18 protein-coding genes and 1 pseudogene are annotated in these 24729 nt (G+C 61.9%); 5 read left to right on the top strand and 14 right to left on the bottom strand.

The features are described 5' to 3' along the window. Nucleotides 1–196: 196 nt before the first annotated feature. From SIL87_RS04830 to SIL87_RS04815, 4 genes are all read right to left on the bottom strand, one after another. The gene (locus SIL87_RS04830) at nucleotides 197–1117 is read right to left on the bottom strand and encodes a glycosyltransferase family 2 protein (RefSeq protein ID WP_319613069.1); all 921 of its coding nucleotides are present in this window, start codon (nucleotides 1115–1117) and stop codon (nucleotides 197–199) included. A 17-nt stretch (nucleotides 1118–1134) separates the two neighbouring features. After that, complete coding sequence (locus SIL87_RS04825) at nucleotides 1135–2394, bottom strand: rhamnosyltransferase WsaF family glycosyltransferase (protein ID WP_319613068.1); 1260 nt, start codon at nucleotides 2392–2394, stop codon at nucleotides 1135–1137. 201 nt (nucleotides 2395–2595) lie between these two features. Next, complete coding sequence (locus tag SIL87_RS04820; RefSeq protein ID WP_319613067.1) at nucleotides 2596–3417, bottom strand: FkbM family methyltransferase; 822 nt, start codon at nucleotides 3415–3417, stop codon at nucleotides 2596–2598. Beyond that, on the bottom strand, nucleotides 3414–4334 hold the full coding sequence (locus tag SIL87_RS04815) for a hypothetical protein (RefSeq protein WP_319613066.1): 921 nt from the start codon (nucleotides 4332–4334) through the stop codon (nucleotides 3414–3416). The genes SIL87_RS04820 and SIL87_RS04815 overlap by 4 nt, the downstream gene beginning before the upstream one ends. 139 nt (nucleotides 4335–4473) lie before the next feature. On the opposite strand from SIL87_RS04815, the gene SIL87_RS04810 reads away from it, so the two are divergent. Next, nucleotides 4474–5160: a hypothetical protein gene (locus SIL87_RS04810; RefSeq protein ID WP_319613065.1), complete on the top strand. Its 687-nt coding sequence runs from the start codon at nucleotides 4474–4476 to the stop codon at nucleotides 5158–5160. A 56-nt stretch (nucleotides 5161–5216) separates the two neighbouring features. On the opposite strand, the gene xrtA is transcribed toward SIL87_RS04810, so the two are convergent. The 9 genes from xrtA to SIL87_RS04765 form a co-directional block, all read right to left on the bottom strand. Continuing rightward, nucleotides 5217–6701, bottom strand: a complete 1485-nt coding sequence (gene xrtA / locus SIL87_RS04805; RefSeq protein ID WP_319613064.1) for an exosortase A — start codon at nucleotides 6699–6701, stop codon at nucleotides 5217–5219. After that, nucleotides 6698–7921 carry a TIGR03087 family PEP-CTERM/XrtA system glycosyltransferase gene (locus tag SIL87_RS04800; RefSeq protein ID WP_319613063.1) on the bottom strand — a complete coding sequence of 408 codons (1224 nt, stop codon included), beginning with the start codon at nucleotides 7919–7921 and terminating at the stop codon, nucleotides 6698–6700. Before SIL87_RS04800 ends, xrtA begins: the two co-directional genes overlap by 4 nt. Beyond that, nucleotides 7921–8961 carry a FemAB family XrtA/PEP-CTERM system-associated protein gene (locus SIL87_RS04795; protein WP_319613062.1) on the bottom strand — a complete coding sequence of 347 codons (1041 nt, stop codon included), beginning with the start codon at nucleotides 8959–8961 and terminating at the stop codon, nucleotides 7921–7923. The genes SIL87_RS04800 and SIL87_RS04795 overlap by 1 nt, the downstream gene beginning before the upstream one ends. Then, complete coding sequence (locus SIL87_RS04790; protein ID WP_319613061.1) at nucleotides 8958–9833, bottom strand: XrtA system polysaccharide deacetylase; 876 nt, start codon at nucleotides 9831–9833, stop codon at nucleotides 8958–8960. Before SIL87_RS04790 ends, SIL87_RS04795 begins: the two co-directional genes overlap by 4 nt. Beyond that, nucleotides 9833–10759, bottom strand: coding sequence for an ExeA family protein (locus SIL87_RS04785; protein ID WP_319613060.1), 927 nt, complete (start codon nucleotides 10757–10759; stop codon nucleotides 9833–9835). The genes SIL87_RS04790 and SIL87_RS04785 overlap by 1 nt, the downstream gene beginning before the upstream one ends. A gap of 10 nt (nucleotides 10760–10769) precedes the next feature. Then, nucleotides 10770–12572, bottom strand: a complete 1803-nt coding sequence (locus SIL87_RS04780; RefSeq protein ID WP_319613059.1) for a porin family protein — start codon at nucleotides 12570–12572, stop codon at nucleotides 10770–10772. 177 nt (nucleotides 12573–12749) lie between these two features. Continuing rightward, complete coding sequence (locus SIL87_RS04775) at nucleotides 12750–13769, bottom strand: P-loop NTPase (RefSeq protein ID WP_319613058.1); 1020 nt, start codon at nucleotides 13767–13769, stop codon at nucleotides 12750–12752. Further along, the gene (locus tag SIL87_RS04770; RefSeq protein ID WP_319613057.1) at nucleotides 13766–15268 is read right to left on the bottom strand and encodes an XrtA system polysaccharide chain length determinant; all 1503 of its coding nucleotides are present in this window, start codon (nucleotides 15266–15268) and stop codon (nucleotides 13766–13768) included. Before SIL87_RS04770 ends, SIL87_RS04775 begins: the two co-directional genes overlap by 4 nt. Before the next feature lie 9 nt (nucleotides 15269–15277). Continuing rightward, nucleotides 15278–15979, bottom strand: a complete 702-nt coding sequence (locus tag SIL87_RS04765) for an XrtA/PEP-CTERM system exopolysaccharide export protein (protein WP_319613056.1) — start codon at nucleotides 15977–15979, stop codon at nucleotides 15278–15280. A gap of 528 nt (nucleotides 15980–16507) precedes the next feature. Here SIL87_RS04765 and SIL87_RS04760 point away from each other — a divergent pair. Continuing rightward, nucleotides 16508–17368, top strand: a pseudogene (locus tag SIL87_RS04760) (sugar transferase); the annotation flags it as partial. Between the two features lie 15 nt (nucleotides 17369–17383). Here SIL87_RS04760 and SIL87_RS04755 read toward each other — a convergent pair. Beyond that, nucleotides 17384–18331, bottom strand: a complete 948-nt coding sequence (locus SIL87_RS04755; protein ID WP_319612908.1) for an IS1595 family transposase — start codon at nucleotides 18329–18331, stop codon at nucleotides 17384–17386. 192 nt (nucleotides 18332–18523) lie between these two features. Between SIL87_RS04755 and prsK the strand changes: the two genes are divergently transcribed. From prsK to prsT, 3 genes are read left to right on the top strand one after another with little or no spacing between them, the layout of a single operon-like run. Next, a complete protein-coding gene (gene prsK, locus SIL87_RS04750) occupies nucleotides 18524–20542 on the top strand; it encodes an XrtA/PEP-CTERM system histidine kinase PrsK (protein WP_319613055.1) in 2019 nt (672 codons plus the stop codon). Next, the gene (gene prsR / locus SIL87_RS04745; protein ID WP_319613054.1) at nucleotides 20539–21951 is read left to right on the top strand and encodes a PEP-CTERM-box response regulator transcription factor; all 1413 of its coding nucleotides are present in this window, start codon (nucleotides 20539–20541) and stop codon (nucleotides 21949–21951) included. The genes prsK and prsR overlap by 4 nt, the downstream gene beginning before the upstream one ends. Then, complete coding sequence (gene prsT, locus SIL87_RS04740; RefSeq protein ID WP_319613053.1) at nucleotides 21948–24704, top strand: XrtA/PEP-CTERM system TPR-repeat protein PrsT; 2757 nt, start codon at nucleotides 21948–21950, stop codon at nucleotides 24702–24704. Before prsR ends, prsT begins: the two co-directional genes overlap by 4 nt. Nucleotides 24705–24729 lie beyond the last annotated feature (25 nt).

Here is a 24729-nt window from a genome sequence, read left to right as displayed (position 1 = left end):
AACAACAAGGAGACCATTTTGGCTCTGCCTCGGTTATCCCTGATTCATCCTTAAGAAACCGTTGTTATTTTCAGGAATTTTTCGCACGTCGGCATAGTCCGCGATCCCGTCCTCCGCCGAACGCCGTGCCTGGGATCGCGCGTGTGCAACTCAAAGTATCCGCTGCCACCACGCATCATTATCACGCAAAAGTTGTTTACCACCGCCGCCGCGCCCCGAATCGCCGGAACACGAAATCGCGTATCCCGTCGCGCGCCGCGCATGCATGATCGTGTCCCGACAGCAACCACACGAGCACCCGCCATGCCGCAGGTTTCTCACCCAACGCCCCCCGCGCCGAAACCCCCCAATAAGCCCGCCGCAGAACCCCGATCGCGATACCGGGCCGCACCGCATTCCTCGCCGCCAGCAACAAACTGTTCCGTACCAGATAATACGTCTTGTCCGGCGTCACCCGCCCCCCGAACGAACGCGATTCCGCGTGCCTGATTCGAACCCCGACATCGCAGAGCGACGGAATCCCCCGCCGTCGCGCCCGATAATAAAAATCCGTCTCCTCCAATTGCAGAAAAAACCGCTCATCGAACACCCCGATCATCCGAAACACCGAAACCGGAATCATCAGGCACGCCCCATAGGCAAAATCGAGCGCATAAACGCTGTCCCCCGCCCGTAACGGTGCATAACCCGACCACTGGGCCGGATCGATCTGCGCCCCCTCCGCCGGATCGAGATAATCGATCGCCGGCTGCACCAGGCATGGATGCGCCTCGCGCGATCGCCGCAGCAACGCCGTAAAACTCCCCGGCGCAATCAGCGTGTCGTTGTTCAGCAGGCACACGAAGGCCGCCCCCCGCTGCATCGCCCAGGCGATCCCCTCATTATTGCCCCCGGCCCACCCTCGATTCTCCGGCAGGGTCAGCACGGCGACATCGGCAAACCGCGCCTGCAACCGCGCCGCGATATCATCGCCCGAGCCGTTATCCACCAACAACACCCGAACCGGTGCCGCGCGATCCTCGAAAATCGAGGCCAGACACGCCATCGTGTCATCGACCCCGCGATAATGCAGAACGATCACCACAAGCGCGTCGCTGGAATTATCCTCGGGAGTCATGCCCACCCCTAGCCCGCCTAGTCCGGCAATGCGAACAGCTCCACGATCCGCCGCGCCACCGGGTCCAGCGTCTCCCCCCATTCTTGCGGCATCAGCGGCGGTGCCGCGACCACCTCGCCCCGATTAACCCGCTCGCCAGCCGCAACAATATCCGCCGTCATCGTCTCGACCGTCGGTGCCGAAGCAAGGATATTCGCCGAAATCCCCTCCAGCATCACCCTGGTCTTGGTCTCGAACGTGTTGGTCACCGAAACCCCGCCACAGGCAACCATTTCGAGCACCGGATAACTCGTGTGCGGCGACAGCATCGGGCACAGCAGCACATCCGCATCACGCAAAAACTGGCCGTAATCGGCATACCCGAACCACGGTGCCGGTCGCAGCCGATGTCCGCCCGAAAGCGCCATCTCCGGCACACCGCCCCGCCCGCCGATCGCGAGGAACTCCCACCCTTCGGCAAACACCCCACTCCTTGTCGCCTCGCGCAGCGCCGTCAGCCCCAACCCGAACAGATTCCGTGTGTTGCTCGGCCGGGCATAAAACAACAGCCGCTTCGGCCCCGGCCGCGCCGCGCCGGTGCGCGGATGAAACATCCGCCGCTCGATCGCCGGCTCGAAAACGAGTTGCTCATCCACCCGATCATCCGTGGCAAACCGCCCGATCTTCTGGCGCACAAAAAAATCGCACAGCACCCGCTCATTGAACACCGGCCAGAAATCGAGGCTCAACGTCTCCATCGCCAGCGCGTAATTGCTCGACCACGCATAAAAACTCGGCTCGAATTCCTGGATCATGTAAAAAAAACGGGGGCGCGCCAATAACGGCAGAACCCGCTTGAGTTGCTGCGCCGTCGTCCAATGCGTCGCCATGAACCGATCCCGCGCCCCGATCGCGAGCGGTGCCCGCGCATCCGCCGCCGAGACGATCGGTACCTCCGGCAGATCGCCGCCCCCCACCAGACTCGCAATATGCGCCCGAAACCACTCCCGCTCCAGTGTCGATGCCTCCACCGTCGTCACCAGCCGCACCTTCACCCCGCATCGCGCCACCCGAAAGGCGAGGTTGAGAATCGTATTCGGCCCGCCGGTCATCCCGTCCTTCGTCAGCGCGGAACTCAAAACATTCAACGCCGGCGCGCCTTCGAGCGCCGGATCGAGCCTCACATGCATCGGCATTGGGTTCATGATGTCGATCAACCGCCGCTCGAACAGCGCCGGATCGGTAAACTGCGTCAGATTATGCCCGAATTTCGCCGGATCATCCCGCAACAGCCGCAATTGGCGAACCAATTTAACCGGACGTCTCGAAAACCGCATCCACCACCGATTCATCACGTCTCCCAAGGATCACTAATACTGCGCAATTTTCAAGAGAAAATCATGAAAATCTTAAATAAATGCATTACCCGCCATTCCTTGCGAGTCTATAACTCTTCATATTTCTGAAAACTACAATGAACAGAAACCACCAGGTAAATTTCAATATTTAAAAAGTAGCGTATTTTCGCCGCTTGTCAAAAAGTCAAAATGTCGATTCGCTATTGCTGCAAGCATTGATTTGCTCGTTCCCTGTCCAGGATAAAGCCAGTCATGAGTCTCAACCGCCAGCGCATAAGTATGATCTAGCCAGCCAAGATCGCCCGAAAAGAGACCTGCTTCTCCGCCTTCAATATCGATCTTTGCGAGTAATATTTCGGACGCTCCTACCTGCTCAAGTACATGCGCGACTGTTACTGCAGGAACAATATGACCTGTTCCTTCATGTCCGACGCGGACCGCAGACCCGCTCGCTGCGGTGTCTATAATTCGCAACGAACCTAGCTCACCTGCGAGAGCGGCGGCCAACACAATCACATCATTCAATCCGACGACATTCTTCCGCAGTATTGCAAGATTTTCGGAAGACGGTTCAACCGCAACGATTAAAGCCTTTGGAAACAAACGACGCCACCATAGAACACTCATACCAACGTGTGCACCCGCATCCAAAATCAGAGGCTTGGTTCCTCTTGCCAAAATTGCCGAGTAGGTATCCATAAGTTTGTGAAAGTGGCGTGGCGCAGCAACTGCCAGATCATACTCCCGCTTGACCCAGATTTGCTGAAAGATTGCATGGTCGCGGGTGACTGCCCGTAACCAAACCTCTCCCAATTCGGGAACGATGACGGGCACAGGGATACTCCGGTTGGCGCGGTCGAAGCGAAATATTCGCCAGAATAACAGCATGCCTTGTTGAGCACCGAAGACCTTGAGATAGTTTGGCAACCAACGGATATTTACGGCGGGTGGACGGCGGTTCATCCAGCGATCCTCCTAGATTCAGTTCTTAGTTCTCCGTTGATAATAGCCTTACCTTTCCGACCATAGTATCCATCACGATACCGAACACTGCCCAGAAAATGAAACATCTTGACTTCTCGGTCACTCCCGCAGCCGGGATAGGTCGCATATGCTGGAAATGGTAACATCGAAACATTTGCCGAATTAGCTATCATGAAATTTGAAGCGCATTGTTCGGTTCCCCATTCCTGCCATCGATCTTGAAGGGACATCTTCATGTTCGTATAAAAAAACTCCAGTGAATTCAAATCACCACTACCTTTTGCAAAACCTGCAATCGCCGCGGAGCCGCGACAGTACATGAGATGATCAGCTTTTGGCCAATCGCAAAATGACCGTTCCAACGCCAACCCCACATAGTTTGATTTGGATAATCTTGCTTCGATACCGGCTGCCGCCATGGACATGACAGGTCTGTTGCCGTCCGCATACGCAAAACTGACGTTAGATTCGACCCTTTTGATTATTTCATCAATATCATTTCCGATAGTTATGGTGTCGCAATCAAGTTGAATAACAAATTCATGATCTAAACGATTTAATATATAAATTAGGCGTTCCCAACATCCGCCGCGTTGATAGCCACTTACTTCAATCTCGTCGATAATCTGTATTTCAATTCCACTAACATGATACTTTATCTTGTCCAGATCGTCCTCTTTCATATTTCGAGAAACAATTGCAACGATCTTGCCGGCACCCAGTTTTCGATAAAATGTTTTGATCGCCAGAAGGTACATAGCGATGTCTGCGTCGCCAACCATCGAAACGACGGCCCACGGAGCCGAACTCACTCTGATCGGCGGTGTCTCGAAAACACCGTGAATACTTCGTTCGAGCCGCCACCGGCCCATGCGCCGTTTCAGATTGTAAAACACGTCCTAGCCTCCAGTGAGTCGGCGAACCGGTCTCGCCAATTTCGGGTCTCCGCATCAAAATCCATGTTTTGCGATAAAATGCGGAAGCGCTTTCATTCCCCCTTTCTCACCCCCCACCCTCCGGGCGTATACAATCGCAATGCCCTGGACCCCCACCTACACCCCTCTCACCCTGAAGGAAAAACTCACCTTCACCGCGCGCAAACTGCGTGAGACCATGGCCACCCAGCACAAACTCCTCGGCATCGCCCTCCCGCTGCTCTGCCTCCTGGACGCCCGCTTCAGCAGCCTGATCAACCGCCTGCTCGACGCCATCGCCGCAACCCCCGGCCCGCTCCGCCCGCGCTCCCCGCGCCCCCAACCCGTCTCCCCGCGCGAATCCCGCCCCCCGGCATGGCTCCGCAACTGGCACACCGCAAGCCTCGGCCCGCGGCCGCCCTTGCCGCGCCGCTTCGGCATCCTCCGCCGCACCTTCGCCCATTACACGGTCAACGGCTTCATCGCCCAGATCGAACACCTCCTCACCACGCCGGACATGCAGGAGGCAATCGCCCGCAACCCGGCCATCCCCCGCATCCTCCGCCCGCTCTGCCACCTCTGCGGCATCAAACCCCCCGCCCTCCTTGCTCTGCCCAAACGTCCGCGCCGACCCCGCCCCAAACCCGCGCCCCAACCCATCCCGCCGCCCGCGCCGCCCGACCTCGACGATCGCAGCATCTGCTATTTCATCCCCAACCCCGCCAACCCCCGCAACTTCATCCCGGTCTATCCCCCCGGCTCGCCACTCCGCTACGACACCATCCGAAAACCAAAAAAATCCCGCTGAACCCCACAACTTTCGCACGCCCACATCGTTACGATATCGCAACAAATATCCGCCTTTCATTGCGCCATCCGCCCGAGAACCGCCGTCCCCAGCGTCTGCCCCTGCACGAACGCCTCCAGCTTCGGCAGCGCCGTCGCCCGTGGCCCCGCCGCCTCGAACACCATCGCAATCGGCTGGCTCGGATGCCCGAACAAATCCGCCCAGGCCAGCCGCAACCGCGTCCGCAAATTACCGTTGGTCCCCCGCCCGTCCACGAACAACGCACTGAGCGTGGTGTGGTTCATGTGCTTGGTCGTCACCAGCGTCCACAACCCCGGATCGGCGTGCGGAATCTCGACATAGTTGATGAATGCCTCCCGCGTATCCGCGAGACTCAACTTTCTGCGCGCATCGAATAGCGGCTTCGGATCGGTCCGTGGCGGAAACAGCGCGATCGTCGCGGTCACCCCATCGGCGCAGGCAAACCGCACCGCCCGTCCCCCCGCCGGAAACCGCGCCCCGCCCGCCAGCGCCGTGCAGCCCGCAGGGGCCACCGGCAACCGTACCGCCGACGCCGCCGCCTGCGCCGAAACCATCCCGGCCAACCCCACGATCACCAGCGCAAACCCCGGTATCGCCACCGCCGGCATCAAACTCGCCCGCATCGCCGGCGCCGGCTCATCCACCGCCGCAACCCCCGCCCCCGGTCGCGTCCCGTCCTGGCGGAACGGCAGCCCGAGCAGGATCAGAATGAACAGCACGATCGAAAAGAAAATATAGCCATACAGCACATGATCGGTCGCCCCCGCCTTGGCGCTCCCCAGCTCATGCCCGAGCCAGACGATCCCGAGTGCCCGAAATCCGTTGGCAATCACCGGCACCGTCACCGCCACCGCAATGAACGTCAGCCGCCGCGTCGTCGAACGAAAAATCAGCAGCGCATACAAAACACTGAACGCGATCGCCGCAATCAGAAACCGCAACCCCGCACACGCCTCCGCGATATGAAACGCCCCCTGCGCAATCTCGATCGTGTAGCCATGGGTGAAATAGGCAATCCCGAGCACCCGCAGCCCGGCATCGACGAAATCGGTCGTGAACTGCTGGAGCGCCGGCACCAGAAACCCGCCGAACGGCACCAGAAAAATCAGATACAGAAACGGCGCCGCCATCGCCCGATAAACCCGCCGCCCCAGCACCCCGAGCAGCAGGGCCTGCACCATCCCCATCGCCGCAAGCTGCCGCCCCTCCATGATCCCGAGCCGATCCGCCGCCAGCCACCCGATCGCGAACGGCACCGCCAGCAGAATCGCGAGCGCCTCCGGTGCCGGCGTCAACCCCCGCAACCGCCCCCGCCGGTCCCACGCCAGCCAGACCGCGATCGGCAGAATCAGAAAACAATGATTATACGCGGTCGAAGCCGACCACACCTGAACCGCCGCCACGATCTCGGCATGAAACAGTACCCCCATCACCGCCAGCGCCACCCCCAGCACCCCCAGCGACGCCCGATACCGCGCCGGTATATCGATCCGCGGTACCCTCGATGTCACAACACTCATGCCGAAACCTGCTCTTCCATCGTGCCCACCGGCGCCGGAACTCCCAGCACCGCATCCAGCGGCGCCAGCGCCCGCGCCCAGGAATGCCGCGCCTCAACCGCCAGCCGCGCCGCCATCCCCATCGCGCCATGCCGCCCCGCCAGAACCGAAACCGCCTGATCGATCCAACAAGCCGCCCCATCCGCCACCAGCAGATCCCGCCCCGCCACCGCCGCGATCCCGGTGAACGCCGCTGAAGTCGCCAGCACCGGCCGCGCCATCGCCATCGCCTCCAGCACCTTGTTCTGCACCCCGCGCCCGATCTGCAACGGTGCCACCACCAGATCCGCCCGCGCAAGATACGGCCTGGTATCCGCCACCCGCCCGGTCACCATCACCGAGCCTTCCCGCGCAAGCCCCAAAACCGCCGGCCCCGGATTCGAACCCACGATCACGAATAACGGATCGAAAGCCCCAAGGTCAGGCATCACCTCATCCACGAACCACCGCACCGCCTCGATATTCGGCCGGTAATCCATCGCCCCGGTGAACAGAATGATCTTCCGCCCCACCGGCAAAGGCGACGCGCCCGCGAAATCGGGACTGAAATAATCGAGGTCCACCCCATTGCCGATCGCCATGGTCAACGCCTCGGATTCGGGGGCCAGCCGGGTGAAATGCCCCCGTTCCGCCTCGGAGACGAACAGGCTCCGATCGAACCGCCGCACCGCCGCGCGCTCATAGGCAAGCAGCGTCCGCCCCTCCCGCGCCCAGACCAGCCGCTTCGGCCACGCGGACGTCCGGCCATAGGCCGCGAATTTCTCGGAATCGATATCGACAAAATCGAGCAGTTTCGGCATGCCCGAAATCCGGTCGGCATATTGGGCCATCGCCGCCGAAAACACGACGATCTGGCTGACACCCTGCTCCCGCACCGTTGCATCCACCCAGGAAGCCAGCGCCGGATCATGAAAATACCCGGTCAGCAACGGCATCCCCGGACGGCAGCGCCACAACGCCCGCAGGCGCGCCCGGCGAGGATCGAGCGGGAAACACCCGAGGCTCGCCACCCGAGCGCGCAAGGCCGGCAAATGCACCGCATCCGCCGGATCATCGATGAAACAGCCCAGATGAACCCGGAACCGGGCACGCAGATGCTCGATCAGATGATACGCCCGGATCTTGTCGCCCTTGTCCGGCGGGTAGGGAATCCGGTGGCACAGAAACATCAGATCGCGCATCACCCCAGCCCCCGCACGATCATCGGCCCCAGCGCATTGGCCACCCCCAGCGGCAGGCGCTTCCACATCTCGATCTTGCGCTGATATTTCGGGCTGAGCGGATTGGTGTCCGGCATGCTCGCGCCGGGCCGCAGATAAAACTGATAACCCAACGGCGTCGGCGTAAATCCCCAGTTGGTCTTGAACTTGTGCGGGCCGGTCTCGCGCTTGCTGCGCCCGAAATCGAACGTGTCGCACCCGAGCGAAATCGCCCGGCGCACCACCTGCCAATACATGAAATCATGACCGCCACGGCCCCGCGCCGCAATGCCACCCCCGGCATAATACGGCAAAATCTCGCGCTTATCGATGAACGACAGCACGCCGCATAACGGCTTGTCACCGTCGAACACCGTGAGGATCTCGGCGGCATCGCCGAACACCTCCAGCAGGAGCCGGAAATATTTCGCGGGAAACACCGGTGTGCCGAGATTATGGACACTCTCCGCATAAAGCCCGAAAAACCGCCGCCAGTCGCGATCGATCGTGCTGGTCAACCCGAGATCGATCGCCTTGCGTACCACTGCCCGCTGCTTGCGGGGAATCGCCTTCAGACACGCCTCTTCATCGGGCGGGATCGACCGGCGGAAAATATCATAGATCGCGGGACCCGCGACCCAGCCGGGACCCGCGAAACCGCCTTCAAGCGTCCGCATTTCGCAGGACTCGGCCCCCAGCGAGATCATGAGCGCGAGCCCCGCCTCGACCAGCGCCTGGTCCACCGCCTCATCCTCGCCCAACGGCCCACCGAGCACGCAGAACGGCGTGGATACCAGAGTGTTCCGCCGGAACAGCCGCGACCGCATATGCACCAGCGGAAACACGCCGCAGATCCGCCCCGCCCGTTCCGCCAGCATGAAATGGGGCCGCTGGCCGAACGCCTCGCCAATCACCCGGTGCCAGCCGGACCGGTGGAAAAAAGTCCCGGCGGGGTGCGCCTGCACGAAACCGTCCCATGCCGCGACATCGCCATCATCCATTATCCGGCAGGTCACGCTCATGCCGCGCCACCGGCGATGTCGGCAGCAAAAACCTGGTCCATCCGGCCCCAGGCGAAATCGGTCAGCAAACGCTCCAGCCGCGCCGGCATGAGCGCAAGATTGACCCGGTGGCGAAATCGCGACGCACGCTTGGCCTGCGGCACGTCGGGCTGGCCCGGATCGAACTCCCAGGGATGCGAATAGAAAACCGCAGGCCGCCGTTCGGCCCGATGCAGATGCCGGATCCCGAACCGATAGGTCGCGTAGGGCAACAGGCGAAAATACCCGCCACCGGCACAGGGAAAGTTGCGACCGAACGCAGCGACCGTGGTCAGCGGGATCTCGACGATCGACCGCCCCTCCGGGTGATACGGCCTGCGCGGTGCATCGGGCGTGCCGTAAAGGTCGTGGCGGACCGGAAATACGCTCGAACTGTACCCATGCCCGGTGGCCGCAAGCACATCCCACGCCCAGGCATTGCGCGGGCCGATCGAGAAAGTCGGCGCGCGATAGCCGCGTACCTCGACCCCGCCAGTGTCTTCCAGCACCGCCTTGGCCCGTTCGAGATCGGCGCGAAATGTGGCCGGGGTCAGGTCGGTCACCAGTTGATGGCCGTAGCCATGGCTGGCGAGTTCATGCCCCTCCGCGACGATCCGGCGGATCAACCCGGGATGACGATCCGCGATCCAGCCCAGGGTGAAAAACGTCGCCTGCGTCGTGTGCCGTGCCAGCGCATCGAGGATCAGGGTCGTGTTGGCCTCGACCCGCCGGGGGATCGTATCCCAGCTGGCACGGTCGATGGCGCCGGCATAGGCCTGCACCTGAAAATAATCCTCGACATCGATGGTCAATGCATTGCGGATCAAGCCGGGATCGGGCGCAGCGGCGGTCATTATTCGCTCTTCGCCTTGAGGACCTGAAACAGCCGGTCGACGACCTGATCTCCCTGGTCCGGCGCCGGGTCGGACTCCGCGCGACGCGCGGACGTTGCCACCCCTCCACCGATGCCATCGAGATCGGTGTTGAGTTCCTCGGCGACGGAGTCGACGATCGCGGCGGTGATCACGGTATAATGTTCCAGCGCCGCGTTCAGCAGGATCCGGCTGCACAGCCGGTTGATCCGGCGCGGAATCCCCTGGCTCGCATCGTGGATCGCCCGCAGGGCGCCTTGTTCGAAAAAGCCTTCGGCACTCCCGCCCGCCGCCGTGAAGCGATGCAGGACATAGGCTTCGGTGTCCTCGGCCGTCAGAGGGCCGAGATGATACGAGGCGAGCACCCGTTGGCGCAGCTGATCGAGATCGGGGTTGGACAGCATGTCGCGAAATTGCGGCTGGCCGAGCAGCACGATCTGTACCAGCGCCTGGCCGCGTTCGGCCATGTTCGAAAGCATCCGCAATTCCTCGAGCGTCGGCTTCGAGAGATTTTGCGCCTCATCGACCACGATCAGCGCCCGCCGGCCCCGGCTGCGATCGGCGCGCCAGCGTTCCTTCAGCCGCAGCAGCAGCGTGGCCTTGTCGCCCGCTGCCGATAGGCCGAAATCGGCGGCGATCAGCCGCAGACTGTCATCCGGATCGATCTGGGTCGTCGAGAGGCTGGCGATCCGGTAGGTCGACTGAGTGAGCTGGGCGATCAGCCGCTCGACCAGCGTGGTCTTGCCCGCCCCGACCTCGCCGGTGATGACCACGAAGCCTTCGCTCTGCGCCAGCCCGAACAGCAGATGCGACAGGGCACGCCGGTGTTCGCTGCTCGCGAAATAATAGCGATCGTCCGGGGTGAGCCGGAACGGCATATCGGCGAGGCCAAGATGTTCGAGAAACACAATATCCCTTTCAGAATGTCTTGCGGAACCCGACGGTAAAGATGTTCTGAACCCCCTGGCTGCCGTATCCTGTATTGCCGTAACCACCGATATCATAGCCGCCATAAGCATTATTGGTCAGGCTATATTGCGCGTTGGCGTAAAGTGTTGGTGATAGCCGGTAGGTGAAGGCGGCACTGAAACCGTAAGTCGATGTCGTCGAGCTGTTCAGCGCCGGTGAATCGGTGCGGCCATAATCGAAGTAGACGGTTCCCGTCGCATAGGGCGAGAACTGGTGCGATTCCGATATCGAGACGGTCGCGCTCTTCTGGGAAAATCCAACCAGGCCGGGTGCCCTTGCCACCAGCGTATCCTGATAGGCCTGAACCGAAAGCGATACGGTATCGTACGTGTATTGCGTGGTCAGGGCCGCTGAGAACTGCCGGTTGCGGGTCAGGCTCGATTGCACGCTGAGGGACTGGTTGCTGAGCAGGACCGGCTGTCCGCTCAGGCCGCCGATCGGCAGACCGACGCTGTTGACGCCGCTCGATGCGACACCGAGACCGATTCCCTGTTGCTGGGTCGAGAGCGCTTCGGAATACCCGGCCGACAGGGTGGTGCGCTGGGTGAGCTGATAGGTCAGGCGAATATAGGGCGCATTGAACCCGTAGAGATGCTGATAGCGCGCGACCAGAATCCCGTTATCTGGGAACCTGATCCGCGCGCCGATGCTCCATGTCGCATCACGGATCAGGGTCGGTGGAATACCGGAATAGGCCAGATCTTCGTAGCCGCCGGATGCGGACAGCACGACGTGGGGGACGACGGCGTAGCGCACGGTATTTTTGATGAAATACTGGTGCGCGCCGTTGAGAACCCCGCTGCCGACATCCTCGGTCGCGGAGAAGCTCGGCGTGTCGTCGAACCGCCGGAAAAACGGCACGGTCGTGAAACTGCCGGCCTCGGTCTGGGCGAAGACATCACCGGTCTCGAAATACGGGTTGTTCTGGTTCGTGAGATAGGCGGTATTGCCGGACTGACGGGTGAATTGGGCAGAGTATAGCAGATTGAGCGTGCCGGTTTCGAACGTGTCGTTGAAACTGGGTGTGATGGAATAGCTTTGCGTCAGGGTCCGGTTGTTATTGTTGTAGACCGAACTGCCGCCGGGCGGCAGACCGCCCGAGGTCGCCTGTTCGGTCGCGTAGGCGCGGGCTTCCACCGTGAGCATCTGCGGGATCAGGGTCGCATCGATCACACCGTCGAGCGATTGATTGATCCCGTTATCCTGGGACTGGTTCGAATAGAACTGGATGCTCGGATTGTAGGCAAGGGTGAAGGTGGTGGCTCTTGTCGCGCCGTTGATCAGGAGGGACGGGTTGATCGAGGTGACGAATTCATGGCCGCTGCCATTGCCGGAGCCGCCATATCCCCCATACCCGCCGGTGACGAATTGTTCGGTCGCGCCGATCGAGGGCTGGATCTGAATGAATGGTGTTGGAACCGCGCTGCCCGATCCGCCGATCCCCGCACCTGGGGCGCTTTCTCCGCTGAGGCCCGGTGCGAGCAGCGTTCCGGCATCGCCCAACCGGACCGCCGTGCCGAATGGCGGGGCGCCACCGAGATCGCTCAGCGCCGCCGCGCCGGGAAACGCCGGAGCACCGCCGCTGACCGAGGAACCGGACGCCGTGGTAGCCGACGTCGAAGCGCCAGACGTGGTGGCGGCGGACGCTCCGCTATCGCCCGAGTCGGCAAATGCGACGCCCGGCGTTGCCGCCGCGGCGGCTGCGGCGAGAGCGAGCCATGAAACGCCGACCAACCGATGAATTTTTCGCATTCCCAGACCTTTTCTCCACAACCTGAAGTGTTGGAGCATGAATTTTGGCCAACGACCAGAACAGAGTTGACCCGCAGCCTTGGTGCTCAACGCGCCGGCCCATGGCCGCACGACCGACGCCAGGTTCAGTGACGGTGCGACGCCGCATCCTTGTGCCCCGAGCGCCGGTGCCCGGTATCACAGGGCGAAGCTGCCGCGCCCTCGCTTGGTCATGCGGTTGAGCACAAGGCTGATGTTCGGGCAGGCATCGATGAGATCGAGCGCGCCCTCGACATCCCGGCGGCGGGTTTGTCCGGCTTCAACCACGAGGACGATCTGACCGACCACCGACGCCAACTCGATCGGGTCACTGTTGGACAGGCAGGCCGGACTGTCGATCACGACGATGCTGTCACGGAACTGGTCCGCGAGACGCTCGACCAGCGCCTTGATCGGTTGGCGCGACGATATATCGCCACGGGCCGAAGGATCGAGGCCGCCGCCGATCGGAATGAAGGTGAGATTTTCCGATTCGGCGGGAATCGTCATCGCCTGGGCCAACTGGCGCGGCGACACCGCAAGGTCGAGCAATCCCGGCTTGGCTTCGAGTCCGAAATGCGACGACAGCGAGTTGCCGCCGATATCGGCATCGATCAGGACGACGGGCCGGTCCCCGCCTTCGGCGAGGATATTCGCGAGATTGAGGGCCATGAAGCTTTTGCCCTCGCCATGTTTCGCGCTGGTGACCATGACGACGTTCGCACAGGGCGGTACCGTGCCATCGGCACGCGAACCGCTGGCTGCCATTGATTGCAGGATCTGCTCACGGACGATCCGGAACTCTTCTCCGGCCTGATCCCGACGCCCGCGCCCGACCACCATGCCGGCCTCCTCCATGGTTTTTCGCGATATGACGTCGCCCCCGGCGACCCGCCCGGAGCCGACCGGGACCGGATCGACGATTGGTCGCACCGTGCGTGGCGCGATTGTACCGATCGGGGTCACGGTGATCGGCGCAGCAGGCCGGTCGGACGCCAGAGGTACGCCGCGCGCTGCGGCCTCGGCCTCAACCGGCTTCGCTGCTTCGGTTGGTGCCGGGGACGGGCGCAAGGGCTGGACCCTGGCTGCATTCATTCGGTCGAGACCGACCAACGAATCCGGCAGCAACTCGGCGGCGACACGCTCAGCGAGGTGGCGCGGGGTTTTGTTCTCGATCACGCGAACCTCTGCATCAGCACGGTTCCAACCATGAACCCGCTAAAAATGACGAACAGGAGAGCCATTGCCGCAGCGAGGCGCAAAACCGGCCCGAGCATTTCCGCCCGCTTGCGGATATCGGAGATGCCGCCGATCACCGGCAGGCCCAGTTTTTTCAGATCTTCGAGCGTGTCATAGCGCCCTTCGAGTTCCGCGAGCACCGCAGCAACCGCGGCTCCGGCTGCGACCCCGAGAATGAGCACCGCAGTCAGCAGCAGAGGACGATTGGGGGCGATGGGCAGACGCGGCACCTGCGGCGGATTGACCACCTGCAACTGAATCCGGTTGGCATCGACATTCGCCGCAGCGCCGATCCGCATCGCCTCGCGGCGTTCGATCAGATCGTGATATTCCTTCTGCAGAACCGAGTAATTGCGATCAAGATTGATGTATTTGGCCTCGATCCCCGGCTGGGATTTGGCAAGTGCGGCGAGCCGGTCGCGCTCGGCGGTTGATGACTTGATCTGCCGGCGCAGGGAAAACAGCGCCGTCTCGATCTTGAGGAGTTGCAGGCGCAACTGCTCATACACCGGATTGGCGACCGCCGGCGTTGCGATACCGGGCGTTGCTCCGCTGCCGGAGGCCATTTTTTTCAGGGCGGCAACCTGGCGTTCCGCGGCGATCACGCCGGGATAAGCGTCAGTGTATTGCTGCTTCAATTCGGAGAGCCGCGCTTCGGCCGCCGCAAGCGCCGCACCGCCCGATCCGCTCGCCATCGCCGCCGCACCGGTCAGAAGCGGTTTGGTACTGGCGAGTTGCTTTTCGATGATCGCGCGTTCGGCGAGCGCGTCTTCCAACGCACCGTTCAGCTGGCGCACCTTGGTCTGCTCCTGTTCGAAGGCGGAAACGCCGTTCGCTCCGGGCAGCAACTGGAGATATTTGGCCTGGAAATCCGCCCGGCGCTTTTCCAGCTGCTTGAGCTGGGTATGGAAGTAGGTGATCTGCGAATTCAGAAAATCCCGCGCGTTGTCGATATCGCCCTGATTACGGACCGAGGCGCGTTCGACATAGATGTTCACTAGGCCTTGCACGACCTGATAGGCCTTGGTCGGGTTGGGACTTTCAAAGCGGATCGTGAAGAGGTTATCGGTCTGCGGCACGATTTCCACCTGCTGGCGCAAGCTCCGGATCATGGCTTCCTGCGCGCCGGGTCCCTGCGCGCTGAGACCCAGACCGGTTTTTTGCAACAGGGTCGTCAGATTGGGGTCGCTCAGAAGGGTCCGCTGCAACAGGCTGAATTCCTCGCGGGTGTTGCCGTTGATCGCGATACCTTCGAGCAACGGGGTCAGAACCGGATCGGCGGCGACGTAGAGCTGCGCACTGGACTGATATTTAGGCGGAATCGTCATCACGCTGAACCAGCCGACCAGGCAGATCGCCCAGGCGACCGCCACGCCGAGCCAGCGTTTGCGCCACGCGCCACCGGCAAACCGTCGTGCAAGTGCTATGAGTTCGTCCATTGCCCTGCCTCAGAACATCGTTTGGGGAATGACGAGAATGTCGCCCGGCATCATCTGGATATCCTGCGACATCGCGCCCCGGTTGATCAACGCACCAAGCTTGACCGGAATTTTCTCGTCACCCGTTGCGGTGTGACGAATGATATACGCATCGTTGGCAGCTGCGAACTGAGGCAGGCCGCCGATTTCGGTCATGACATCGAGCAGGGTGATGTGGTCCACATAAGGGACGGCGACCGGCTTGGCGCCGCCACCGATGACGCGGATCGCCGATCCCAACATGCCGTGGAAACTGTCCACAATCACCGTCACGTTAGGATCGCGGACGAATTTTGATAGTTTGTGGGTGATATCCACCCCGAGTTCACGTGGCGTCTTGCCCACCGCGACGATCGAAGGCACCAGCGGTATCGCGATCCGCCCATCGGGCCGAACCGGAATACCATGCACACTCAGATCCGGTGATCCATAGACGAACACGCTTAACGTGTCGCCCGGACCGATCCTGTATGGGAGAGACACATTGGAAGAGGCTGCCGCCACGGGTGGCGCGATCGATGACGAATTCGAGCAGCCCGCAAGACCGCCTGCCGCCAGAAGACCGAATAAAGAGACAAACCCGATGTTATAGGCGCGCACCCGCCGGGCGAGACGTCCGGGCACACCCGCACGATCACCGGAAACCAACTGAAATTTCGTCGTTTTTTTCATAATTTTCTCTCAAACACCGTTATCAAATCATCGAACGCCGAACCGCTATCGATCAGGATATACTGCGTTATGGCATACTTCACAACGGAAAGCGTTAACGTGCGCGACGCTCGACACGCATTCCACAAGCATCCATCTGCCTAAAATTACTAAACTCGCCCAAAAATTATTCTGGCTCATATAAAAAACATCATGGCACCATCTTTTGCAACAGTCCAAGTTAATTTCCTCCTATCAATTGACGATCTTCGGCGATTTTGTTATGAACCTACAAGAAACGTGATATTGAAATTTTAGGACTAAACCTCAGGTTGCTCGACGTAAATCTGTAGTTGAATTTTGATATTGCCCCGTAATCCCGATGCCACGTTATTTTGTGGAAGGGTTTTTTCGTGGTGAATTCAATACGCTCCGGCGATGTCGAGTATGACAGGATTGAATAATAACTCGTAGTGGAGCGCGCCGGTTTACAAGAATATGTTACGTATAATTTTCGGTTTTCATTTTCTATTTGAAAAATAGCTTACGATGATTCGATCAAGATCAGGTTTCGGGGGGCAAGCGATGAGTGTCGTCAATTCCAGCGTCGTGTCGTTTGGTGACATTCGGCCCGACGAGCATCAGCGGACGCCATCTCAAATTTCGTCAATTACGTGTGAAAACTTCCGGAATATCGATGCCGGGGACCTCAAGCGGCAAGGCGTGAGCACGATCGTGGTGCCGTCCGCCTTCAGGGCGCTCGTGGACGATCAGGCCTTGATCCGGTGCCGTGCCGCCGGAATTCGGGTGCTCAACGAAATCGAGTATCGGGAAATGTCGTCGCGTTCGATCGATATCGACCGGCTTTCGAACGGGTGGCTGGCCTATGGCGACACGCTGGGCGGCGGGCGGTTTCGGCGCGTGGTCGAACGCTTGTTCGATATCGCCCTCAGCCTCATGATCCTGACGATCACCGCGCCGGTCCTGATCCTTGCGGCGATCGCGGTGAAGCTCGACAGTCCGGGACCGATCCTCTACCGGCAGACGCGGGTGGGGCGGTTCAACGTCCCGTTCGAGATCGTCAAATTCCGCAGTATGATCGTCGATGCCGAAGCCGGCGGCGCGCCGGTCTGGGCGTCGAAGCAGGACTCCCGGGTTACCCGCGTGGGGGCCGTACTACGCCTTTTGCGCATCGATGAACTCCCCCAGTTGTTGAATGTCCTGCGCGGCGACATGAGCGTGATCGGACCGCGGCCGGAGCGTCCTCATTTTGTGGATGACCTGGCCGCCCGGATTCCACACTACCGGGATCGCAGCGTCGCCAAGCCGGGAATTACCGGATGGGCGCAGGTCAACTACCCTTATGGTGCGTCGGTCGAGGACGCGCGGAAAAAACTTTCGTACGATTTATATTATATTACCTGCTTACCCATAAACCTCCGCCAGTTTCAGCAGTCTGTATGGCATTGGCGGGGCGTGGACGACGGCGTATCCGAGCCTTGGGATCATGCTGGCGAGATCGTATCGGCGATTATAGCGGTACTCGAATTCGGCGAGATATCGCGGCGTGTGTTTGCTGCTGATGGCCCGGTAGGTGCCGACGATCGCGGACTTGATGTTCCCAAGGGTTGTGTTGACCCATCGGAACACCGGGTGACGCGCGGCTTCGGCACCGCCTCCGGTGACGATTGCCTGATGCGCACACCCGGCGTCGGTGACCCGATGAAAGCAGGCCAACCCGTCACTGACCACATTGCAGGCGGGATCGAGACTGCGCAACGCGAAACGCGAAATCTCCTGGCCGGTGAACCCCGCGACCCGGCGCAGTTTCAACTGGACCGCCTTGCCGTCTTCGGTCGTCTCGACCGCCGCGACAAACGGGGTTTTGCCTGGCGCGCCGCGTCCTCGCTTACCACCGGAGCGCTGACCGCCGAGAACCGCGTCGTCGATCTCGATCCGCCCTTTCAGACGTTTGCGTCCGTCACGCTCCATCATCGCCTGCTGCAGCTTGTGCTTGAGCATCCACGCCGTCGTCTGGCGGACACCGAGGCGTCGGCCGAGCTCGATCGAGGAGATCCCCTGTTTGCTCTGCGTCATGTGGTACATCGCCCGGAACCACGTACGCAGCGGCAATTTCGTCGCAGCGAAGATCGTTCCCGCGGTCGGCGAGGTCTGCCGACGGCAGCGCGTGCATTGAAACAGCCCCCGCGATGTGTGGATGCTGTGCGACGTCCCACCGCAGACCGGACAGGAAAAGCCGTTCGGCCACCGCAGCTTGATCACCACCGCCCGGCATTGCTCCTCCGTGCCGTAAAGCCCGTCGAATTCAGCCTCGCTCAGCCCTTTCTGAAATTGCACAGCGTTGCGCGCCATCGAAACCTCCAGATCATATCGCTATGTTCCCGTTTCGTACCGCAGAGAAATCGGCGGATCAAGATGGGTAAGCAGGTTATATTAAGCATCGCAGCCTAATGATGGATATCAGAATTTGCCTTGCGACCATTCGTGTCATCATATTCCGGGAGGGTGCTCGCTGATTTTTCCAGCACGCGGGTAGTCACGATCATGACGATCCTTGCTTTGACCTATTCGCTGACCTCGATTGCCTACGGCCTTCTTGCAATCGGGCTGATCGGACTGCGGCGTACGCCGGCTATCGCACTCGCGGGATTCCTCACTGCGGTTTGGGCACTCAGCTTTCTGATCTATCCCGCGTTGCAGGACGCTGCGTGGTTTCTTCAGACGGCGGGCTGGCTCGGAGTGATCGGAGCCCTGTCGCGGCGGTTCACTCCCGAATCGAATGTCAGGCTCCGTCGCGCCACGACGGTTGCGATCGTCTGTTGTCTGGCGGTAGCGATGATCGCGGCCCTCGTCGCTCTCGTTGCCGCCGCGAGCGAAGAGGGGATTGTGGTCGAGGCGCGTCTGTTCTTCGCCCTGATCATCCTGATCCTGATCGAAAACGTCTATCGCAATGCCGATGACGATATCAGATGGCATCTGAACCTGCCCCTGATCGCGATTGCCGTCATGGCGGTCTTTACATTCGTTCTCTACGGCGAGGCGATCGTTCATCATCGTCTGTCGATCAGCCTGCTGCAGGCGCAGGCGGTCGTCTATATCCTGGTCATGCCGCTGTTCATCGGGTCGGAAAGCCGGATGCGGCGCTGGCGCAACCGGGTCAGCATGTCGCATGGCGCGGCTTTCTATACATCGAGTCTGATCCTGGGCGGGTCGTTCCTGGTTGGCCTCGGCCTCGCGGGCAGCGTGCTCGGTCGTTACAGCACCTATCGATATGGCCGGGACTGGGGCACGGTGATCGAGATCACCATGGTCTTCATCGGCCTGATCGTGGTAGCAATTCTCGCGAGTTCCGGCTCCGCGCGCTCGCGGCTGCGACGCCTGGTGACCGATAATTTTTTTGCACAGCGCTATGATTACCGGCAGGAATGGCTGCGGTGTATCGAGACGCTTGCCGCCATCGAGCAGGGCGGCCTGCCGCAACGGGTGATCCGGGTTCTCGCCGACACGGTGGACAGCCCGGCCGGCGCCTTGTTGTTGCGCAACGACATGTCGAACCTGCCGGCGTTCGAAGTTGCCGGTGAATGGAACATGAGGGCCCCCGCCGGCTCGCTCGACGAATCGCATCCGCTCATCGCGAGGCTCTCCGAGAGCTTTCATCATCGGCTCGGGTCCGGCCCGCCGATCATCATCACCAGCCCGGACACCTGGCTCGCGATCGCCCTGCCCGATCCCCGTTCGGCGCAACCGATCGGCGTGGTGCTGCTGGCAAAGCCGCGCGCCGGGGATGGACTTGGCGACGAGTCGATCGCGCTGCTCCGCGTCGTCGCACGGGAAATCTCGTTGATGCTCGCCGAGCGGCGCGCCGCGGAAGCTCTGGCCGAAGCCCGCCGCTTTGCCGCCGCCGGCCAGCGGTTCGCCTTCGTTGCCCATGATATCAAAAATGTTGCGAACCAGTTGGCGCTGCTGGTCTCCAACGCCGACCACCATATGGACGACCCCGCATTCCGCGACGACATGATGGCGACGCTGCGCGGATCGGTCGGCAAGATCCAGTCGATGCTCACGCGTCTGAAATCGCCGGAGGTTCTGCCGCCGATCCGGCTCGATGTTGGCGAACGGCTTCGACTGCTCAACGAAAGCGCCTGGGCGAAATCGGCGATCGGCGTGCTTCTGACGCTCGACGATCGCGCCACCGAGGTCGCCATCGAGCCGAGCGCGTTCGACGCGGTGATGAACCATCTGATCGAGAACGCGATCGAAGCCTCGAAGCCCGGTCAGACGGTCGCGGTGCAGACAAGGGTAAACGATGGCATGCTGTGCATCACGATCACCGACCGAGGAGCCGGCATGTCCGATACCTTTATCCGCGACCAGTTGTTCCGCCCGTTCAGTTCCTCCAAGCCCAGCGGTTTCGGGCTCGGCGCGTTCCAGGCACGCGAACTGGTTCATGCGGCGGGCGGGACCGTTTCGATTGCCAGCACGATCGATCTCGGCACCGAGGTGACGCTGCGGTTCCCTGCCCTTGACCCGCTTGCCGCCCATGCGAATTTGCTCGTCGCATGACTGATTTCGATCGCGACCGTCTGCTGATCGTCGAGGATGATGACGGGCTCTGCCGTCAGTATCGCTGGGCGTTTCCGGGGCGTACCGTCCTGACCGCCAATTCCCGATCCGAAGCGCTGGCGGTGCTCGAACGCGAGCGGCCTGCCGTCGCGGTGATCGACCTCGGGTTGCCACCGGACCCCGATGGCGTGACCGAAGGGTTCGCGACGCTCCGCGACCTGCTGAGCATCTGTCCGGACATGAAGATCATCGTGGCGACCGGCAACGCCGCCAAGCGCAACGCCATTCACGCGATCGGCCATGGCGCGCACGATTTTTACGAGAAGCCGGTCGATATCGACGTCCTGCGCCTGATCGTGGACCGCGCATTCCGCCTGTTCGAACTCGAAGCCGAAAATCGGACACTGGGTTCGATTACCGGGTCGAGCCCGATCAAGAGCATCATCACCGCCGCTGAGCCGATGCTGAAAATCTGCCGCGACATCGAAAAACTGGCGCAGACCGATGTCCCGGTCCTTCTGCTCGGCGACAGCGGCACCGGCAAGGAAGTGCTCGCGCGCGCGCTGCATGATCTGAGCCCCCGTGCATCCGGCCCGTTCATCGCGATCAATTGCGGCGCGATCCCCGAGAACCTGCTGGAAAGCGAATTGTTCGGCCATGAGAAAGGCGCGTTCACCGGAGCGGTCCGCCAGACGCTCGGCCGCGTCGAACTCGCTCAGAAGGGCACGTTGTTTCTCGATGAAATCGGCGATCTCCCGCAGAGCCTGCAGGTGAAACTGCTGCGCTTTCTTCAGGAGCATGTGATCGAGCGGGTCGGCGGGCGAAAATCGATCCCGGTCGATGCCCGGATCATTTCCGCGACTAACCAGAATCTCGAACGCCTGGTCGAGACCCAGCAGTTCCGGATGGACCTGTTCTACCGGCTCAACATCGTCTCGGTCAGGATTCCGCCCTTGCGGGAGCGCCCCGGCGATCCGGTGCTGCTCGGCCGGTATTTCCTCACCCGGTTCGCCCGCCAGTCCGGGCGGCGGGCGATCGGCCTGTCGGAGCGGGCGGCGGCGGCACTTGCCGCGCATTCCTGGCCCGGCAATATCCGCGAACTGGAAAACCGCATCCGGCGTGGTGCGATCATGGCGGAGGGCCGCTTCGTCGAACCCGCCGATCTCGAACTGGCGCCCGCCGATGTCACCGTGCCCGACCTGCGCGCCGCACGTCAGAAGGCCGAACGCGAGGCGATCCAGCTGGCGGTCGCCCACGCCCAGGGATCGATCGCGTCGGCAGCCAAATTGCTCGGCGTCAGCCGCCCGACCCTCTACGCCCTGATCGAGTCGCTTGGCATCGCCGAACTGATCAGAAACGTCTATGCCCCTCAGCAGACCGAAACGGTTACGGAATCAGAAGACCTATGAAAACCATCCATCGCGCCCTTCTCCTCGCCCTGCCGCTCGCCGCCGCATCCGTCGGGCTCGCGCATGCCGATCCGGTCGCGCGGGCGAAGACCTACCTCGCGAAGGACCAACCACGCGACGCGATGCTGGTGCTGCGCAATTTCCTGCGCGATCATCAGACCAACGGCCCGGCGAATTTCATGCTGGCCCAGCTAGACCTGCAACTTGGCAGTCCGGTCTCCGCCGAGCGTGAAGCGCGCGCGGCCCGCACCGCCGGCTATCAACCCAACCGGGCATTGACGCTGCTGCTCGATTCCTATCTGGCGCAGCGCCGCTATATCGACCTGCTGCACGATTTTCCGCTCGGCAGCACCACCGGCAGCGCCGGCGCCCGGATCGCTCTGGCCCGCGCCAGTGCCGAAAGCGCGCTCCACCGCGATGACCGCGCAACGGCGGACCTCAAACGTGCCGAGACGTTCGATGCCAAACTTCCGGCCGTATGGCTCGCAAAACAGGAGGCCGCGCTTCGACGTGGCGATGCCGCCGCCGCCGCGCACGATCTGGCGCAGGCGAAATCGCTTGATCCGACCGATCCCGACGTCGCGCTGAGCGAGGCGCGGGCGGCGCTGACCGCGCATCAGCCCGATGCGGCGATTGCCACCTTGCGGGATCTGCTCAAGCGTGATCCGGCCAATGTCGCCGGTCGCATCACCCTCGCGAATGCGCTGATCGCCAGCGGCAAGCCGAAGGCGGCGCAGACCGAAATCACCAAGGTTCTCGCCATAGCGCCCGGCTCGGTCGGCGCGCTGTATCTGCAGGCCGGGCTCTATGTCGATCAGCAGAACTGGAAAGCGGCGCAGACGGTGCTGCAACGGCTTTCGCCGATTATGTCGGATATTCCGGGGACGTATTTCCTGCAGGCCGAAACGTTGCTGCACCTCGGTGAAAGCGGCGCGGCGCAACAGGACGCGGCACATTATGTCGCAAAGGTTCCCAACGACCCGGCCGGTCGCCGTCTGCTGGCGGCGCTGGCGCTCAAGAACAATCACCCGCATGTCGCGCTGAGCACGCTCGATGCCGCCGGCCCGGCGCGGGACAAGGATTTCGGCATGACCATGCTGCACGGCGCCGCCGAGCAGGCGATCGGCGATATTCAGGCGGCAAAATCCGATTTCGTCCGGGCTGCCGGGCTCGCCCCGAAGGAACCGGCGCCGCTGATCCATCTCGGCCAGATCGATCTCACCAGCGGCAATCCGCAGGCCGCGGTGGCCCGGTTCAAGCAGGCGGCGGCGCTGGACCCGAAGAATCCGGGGCTGCAGGTCGTCCTCGCGCAGGCGGCCATCGCCAGCGGCGATCATGCGACCGCGCGGGCCGCGATCGACCGGCTCGACACGTTGAAAGGCAAGGCCGCCGGGGCTTTGCTCTCGGCCCAGTTGCATCTCGCCACGTTCGATCTCGGCGCCGCACGCAACGATTACGCCACGACGTTGAAGGCACAGCCCGACAATGTCGGGGCCATGCTCGGGATCGCCCATATCGACCTGTTGCAGGGCGATCAGGCCGGGGCGCAGGCGATGACCGCCAAGGCGGTGAAGGCCGATCCGACCAATCAGGCGGCGGTGTCCGCCCTTGCCTCGCTGCTCGCCAGCACCAAGGATTTCACCGGCACCGGGAAGGTTCTGGAAGCGGCGCACAAGGCAGCACCCGACAACCCGGTCTTCATTGCCGATCTCGCCAGCCTCGATATCCGGACCAAACAGTTCGACAAGGCGAAGTCGATGCTCGACGGGCTTTCTCCGGCCTTGCAGAGCAATCCGCTGATCCTCGCCGCCAAGGCGCAGGTTGCCCTCGCGCAGCACGATATCGCCGGGGCGAAGACCGATCTGGCTTCGTTGATCCGCAGCAACCCGCAGAATACCGGCGCCCGGCTGGCGCTTGCCCATCTCGATGCCAGCAACAATGACGAGGCCGGTGCGGCAGCCGCGATCAATGACGGGTTGAAAGCCGCGCCGCACGACATGGCCCTCCTCCAGGCCAAGGTCGGGCTTGCATTCAAGCAGGGCGGTGCGGCCAAGGCGATGGCAGCGGCGACCGAACTCGCGGATGATCCGGCGCACCAGCCGCAATCGCTCACTTTGCCCGGCAGCCTGGAGCTTGCGCAGAAACATCCGAAACAGGCCGTGGCCGCCTTTACCAAGCTGGCGGCCAGCCATCCCTCCGCATCGATCTCTCTCAACCTCGCCGAAGCGCAGGTGATCGCGGGCGACCGCGTCGGCGCCGCCGCCACGCTCGATGCCGCGATCAAATCCTTCGGCCCTCTGCCGGCGCTCGAAAATGCCGCGGGACAGGTGGCACTCGCCGCGAACGATCTGACCGGGGCGGCAGCGCATTATCAGGCCGCGCTCGCCAAATCGCCGACCGACGTGCTGGCGCTGAACAATCTCGCCTGGATCAGCGGCAAGCAGAATAACAAGGACGCCGCCGGTCTTGCCGCGCGGGCCTATGCGATCAGCCCGACCCCGCAGGTTGCCGATACGCTGGGATGGATTCTGGCCCGGCAATCCAAGCCGAAACAGGCGCTCGTGCTGCTCGATCAGGCGCATCAGGGCATGCCGGGCGATCCCGATGTGGCGTATCATTATGCTTCGGTACTGGCCGCGACAGGGGATAAAGCCAAGGCGGCGGCGGTTCTCAAGCCGGCGCTGGCGACCAAGGCAGCGTTCTCCGATCGGGCGGCGGCGGAAAAGCTCGATGCCAGCCTCTCGAAATCATGAGCTGAACCGGGGCCGGGCGTCGCGC

Source organism: Acidiphilium acidophilum (assembly GCF_033842475.1).
Lineage (GTDB): Bacteria > Pseudomonadota > Alphaproteobacteria > Acetobacterales > Acetobacteraceae > Acidiphilium > Acidiphilium acidophilum.
Note: the sequence above shows the minus strand (reverse complement) of the source record. Positions and strands in the feature narration are given on the sequence as shown.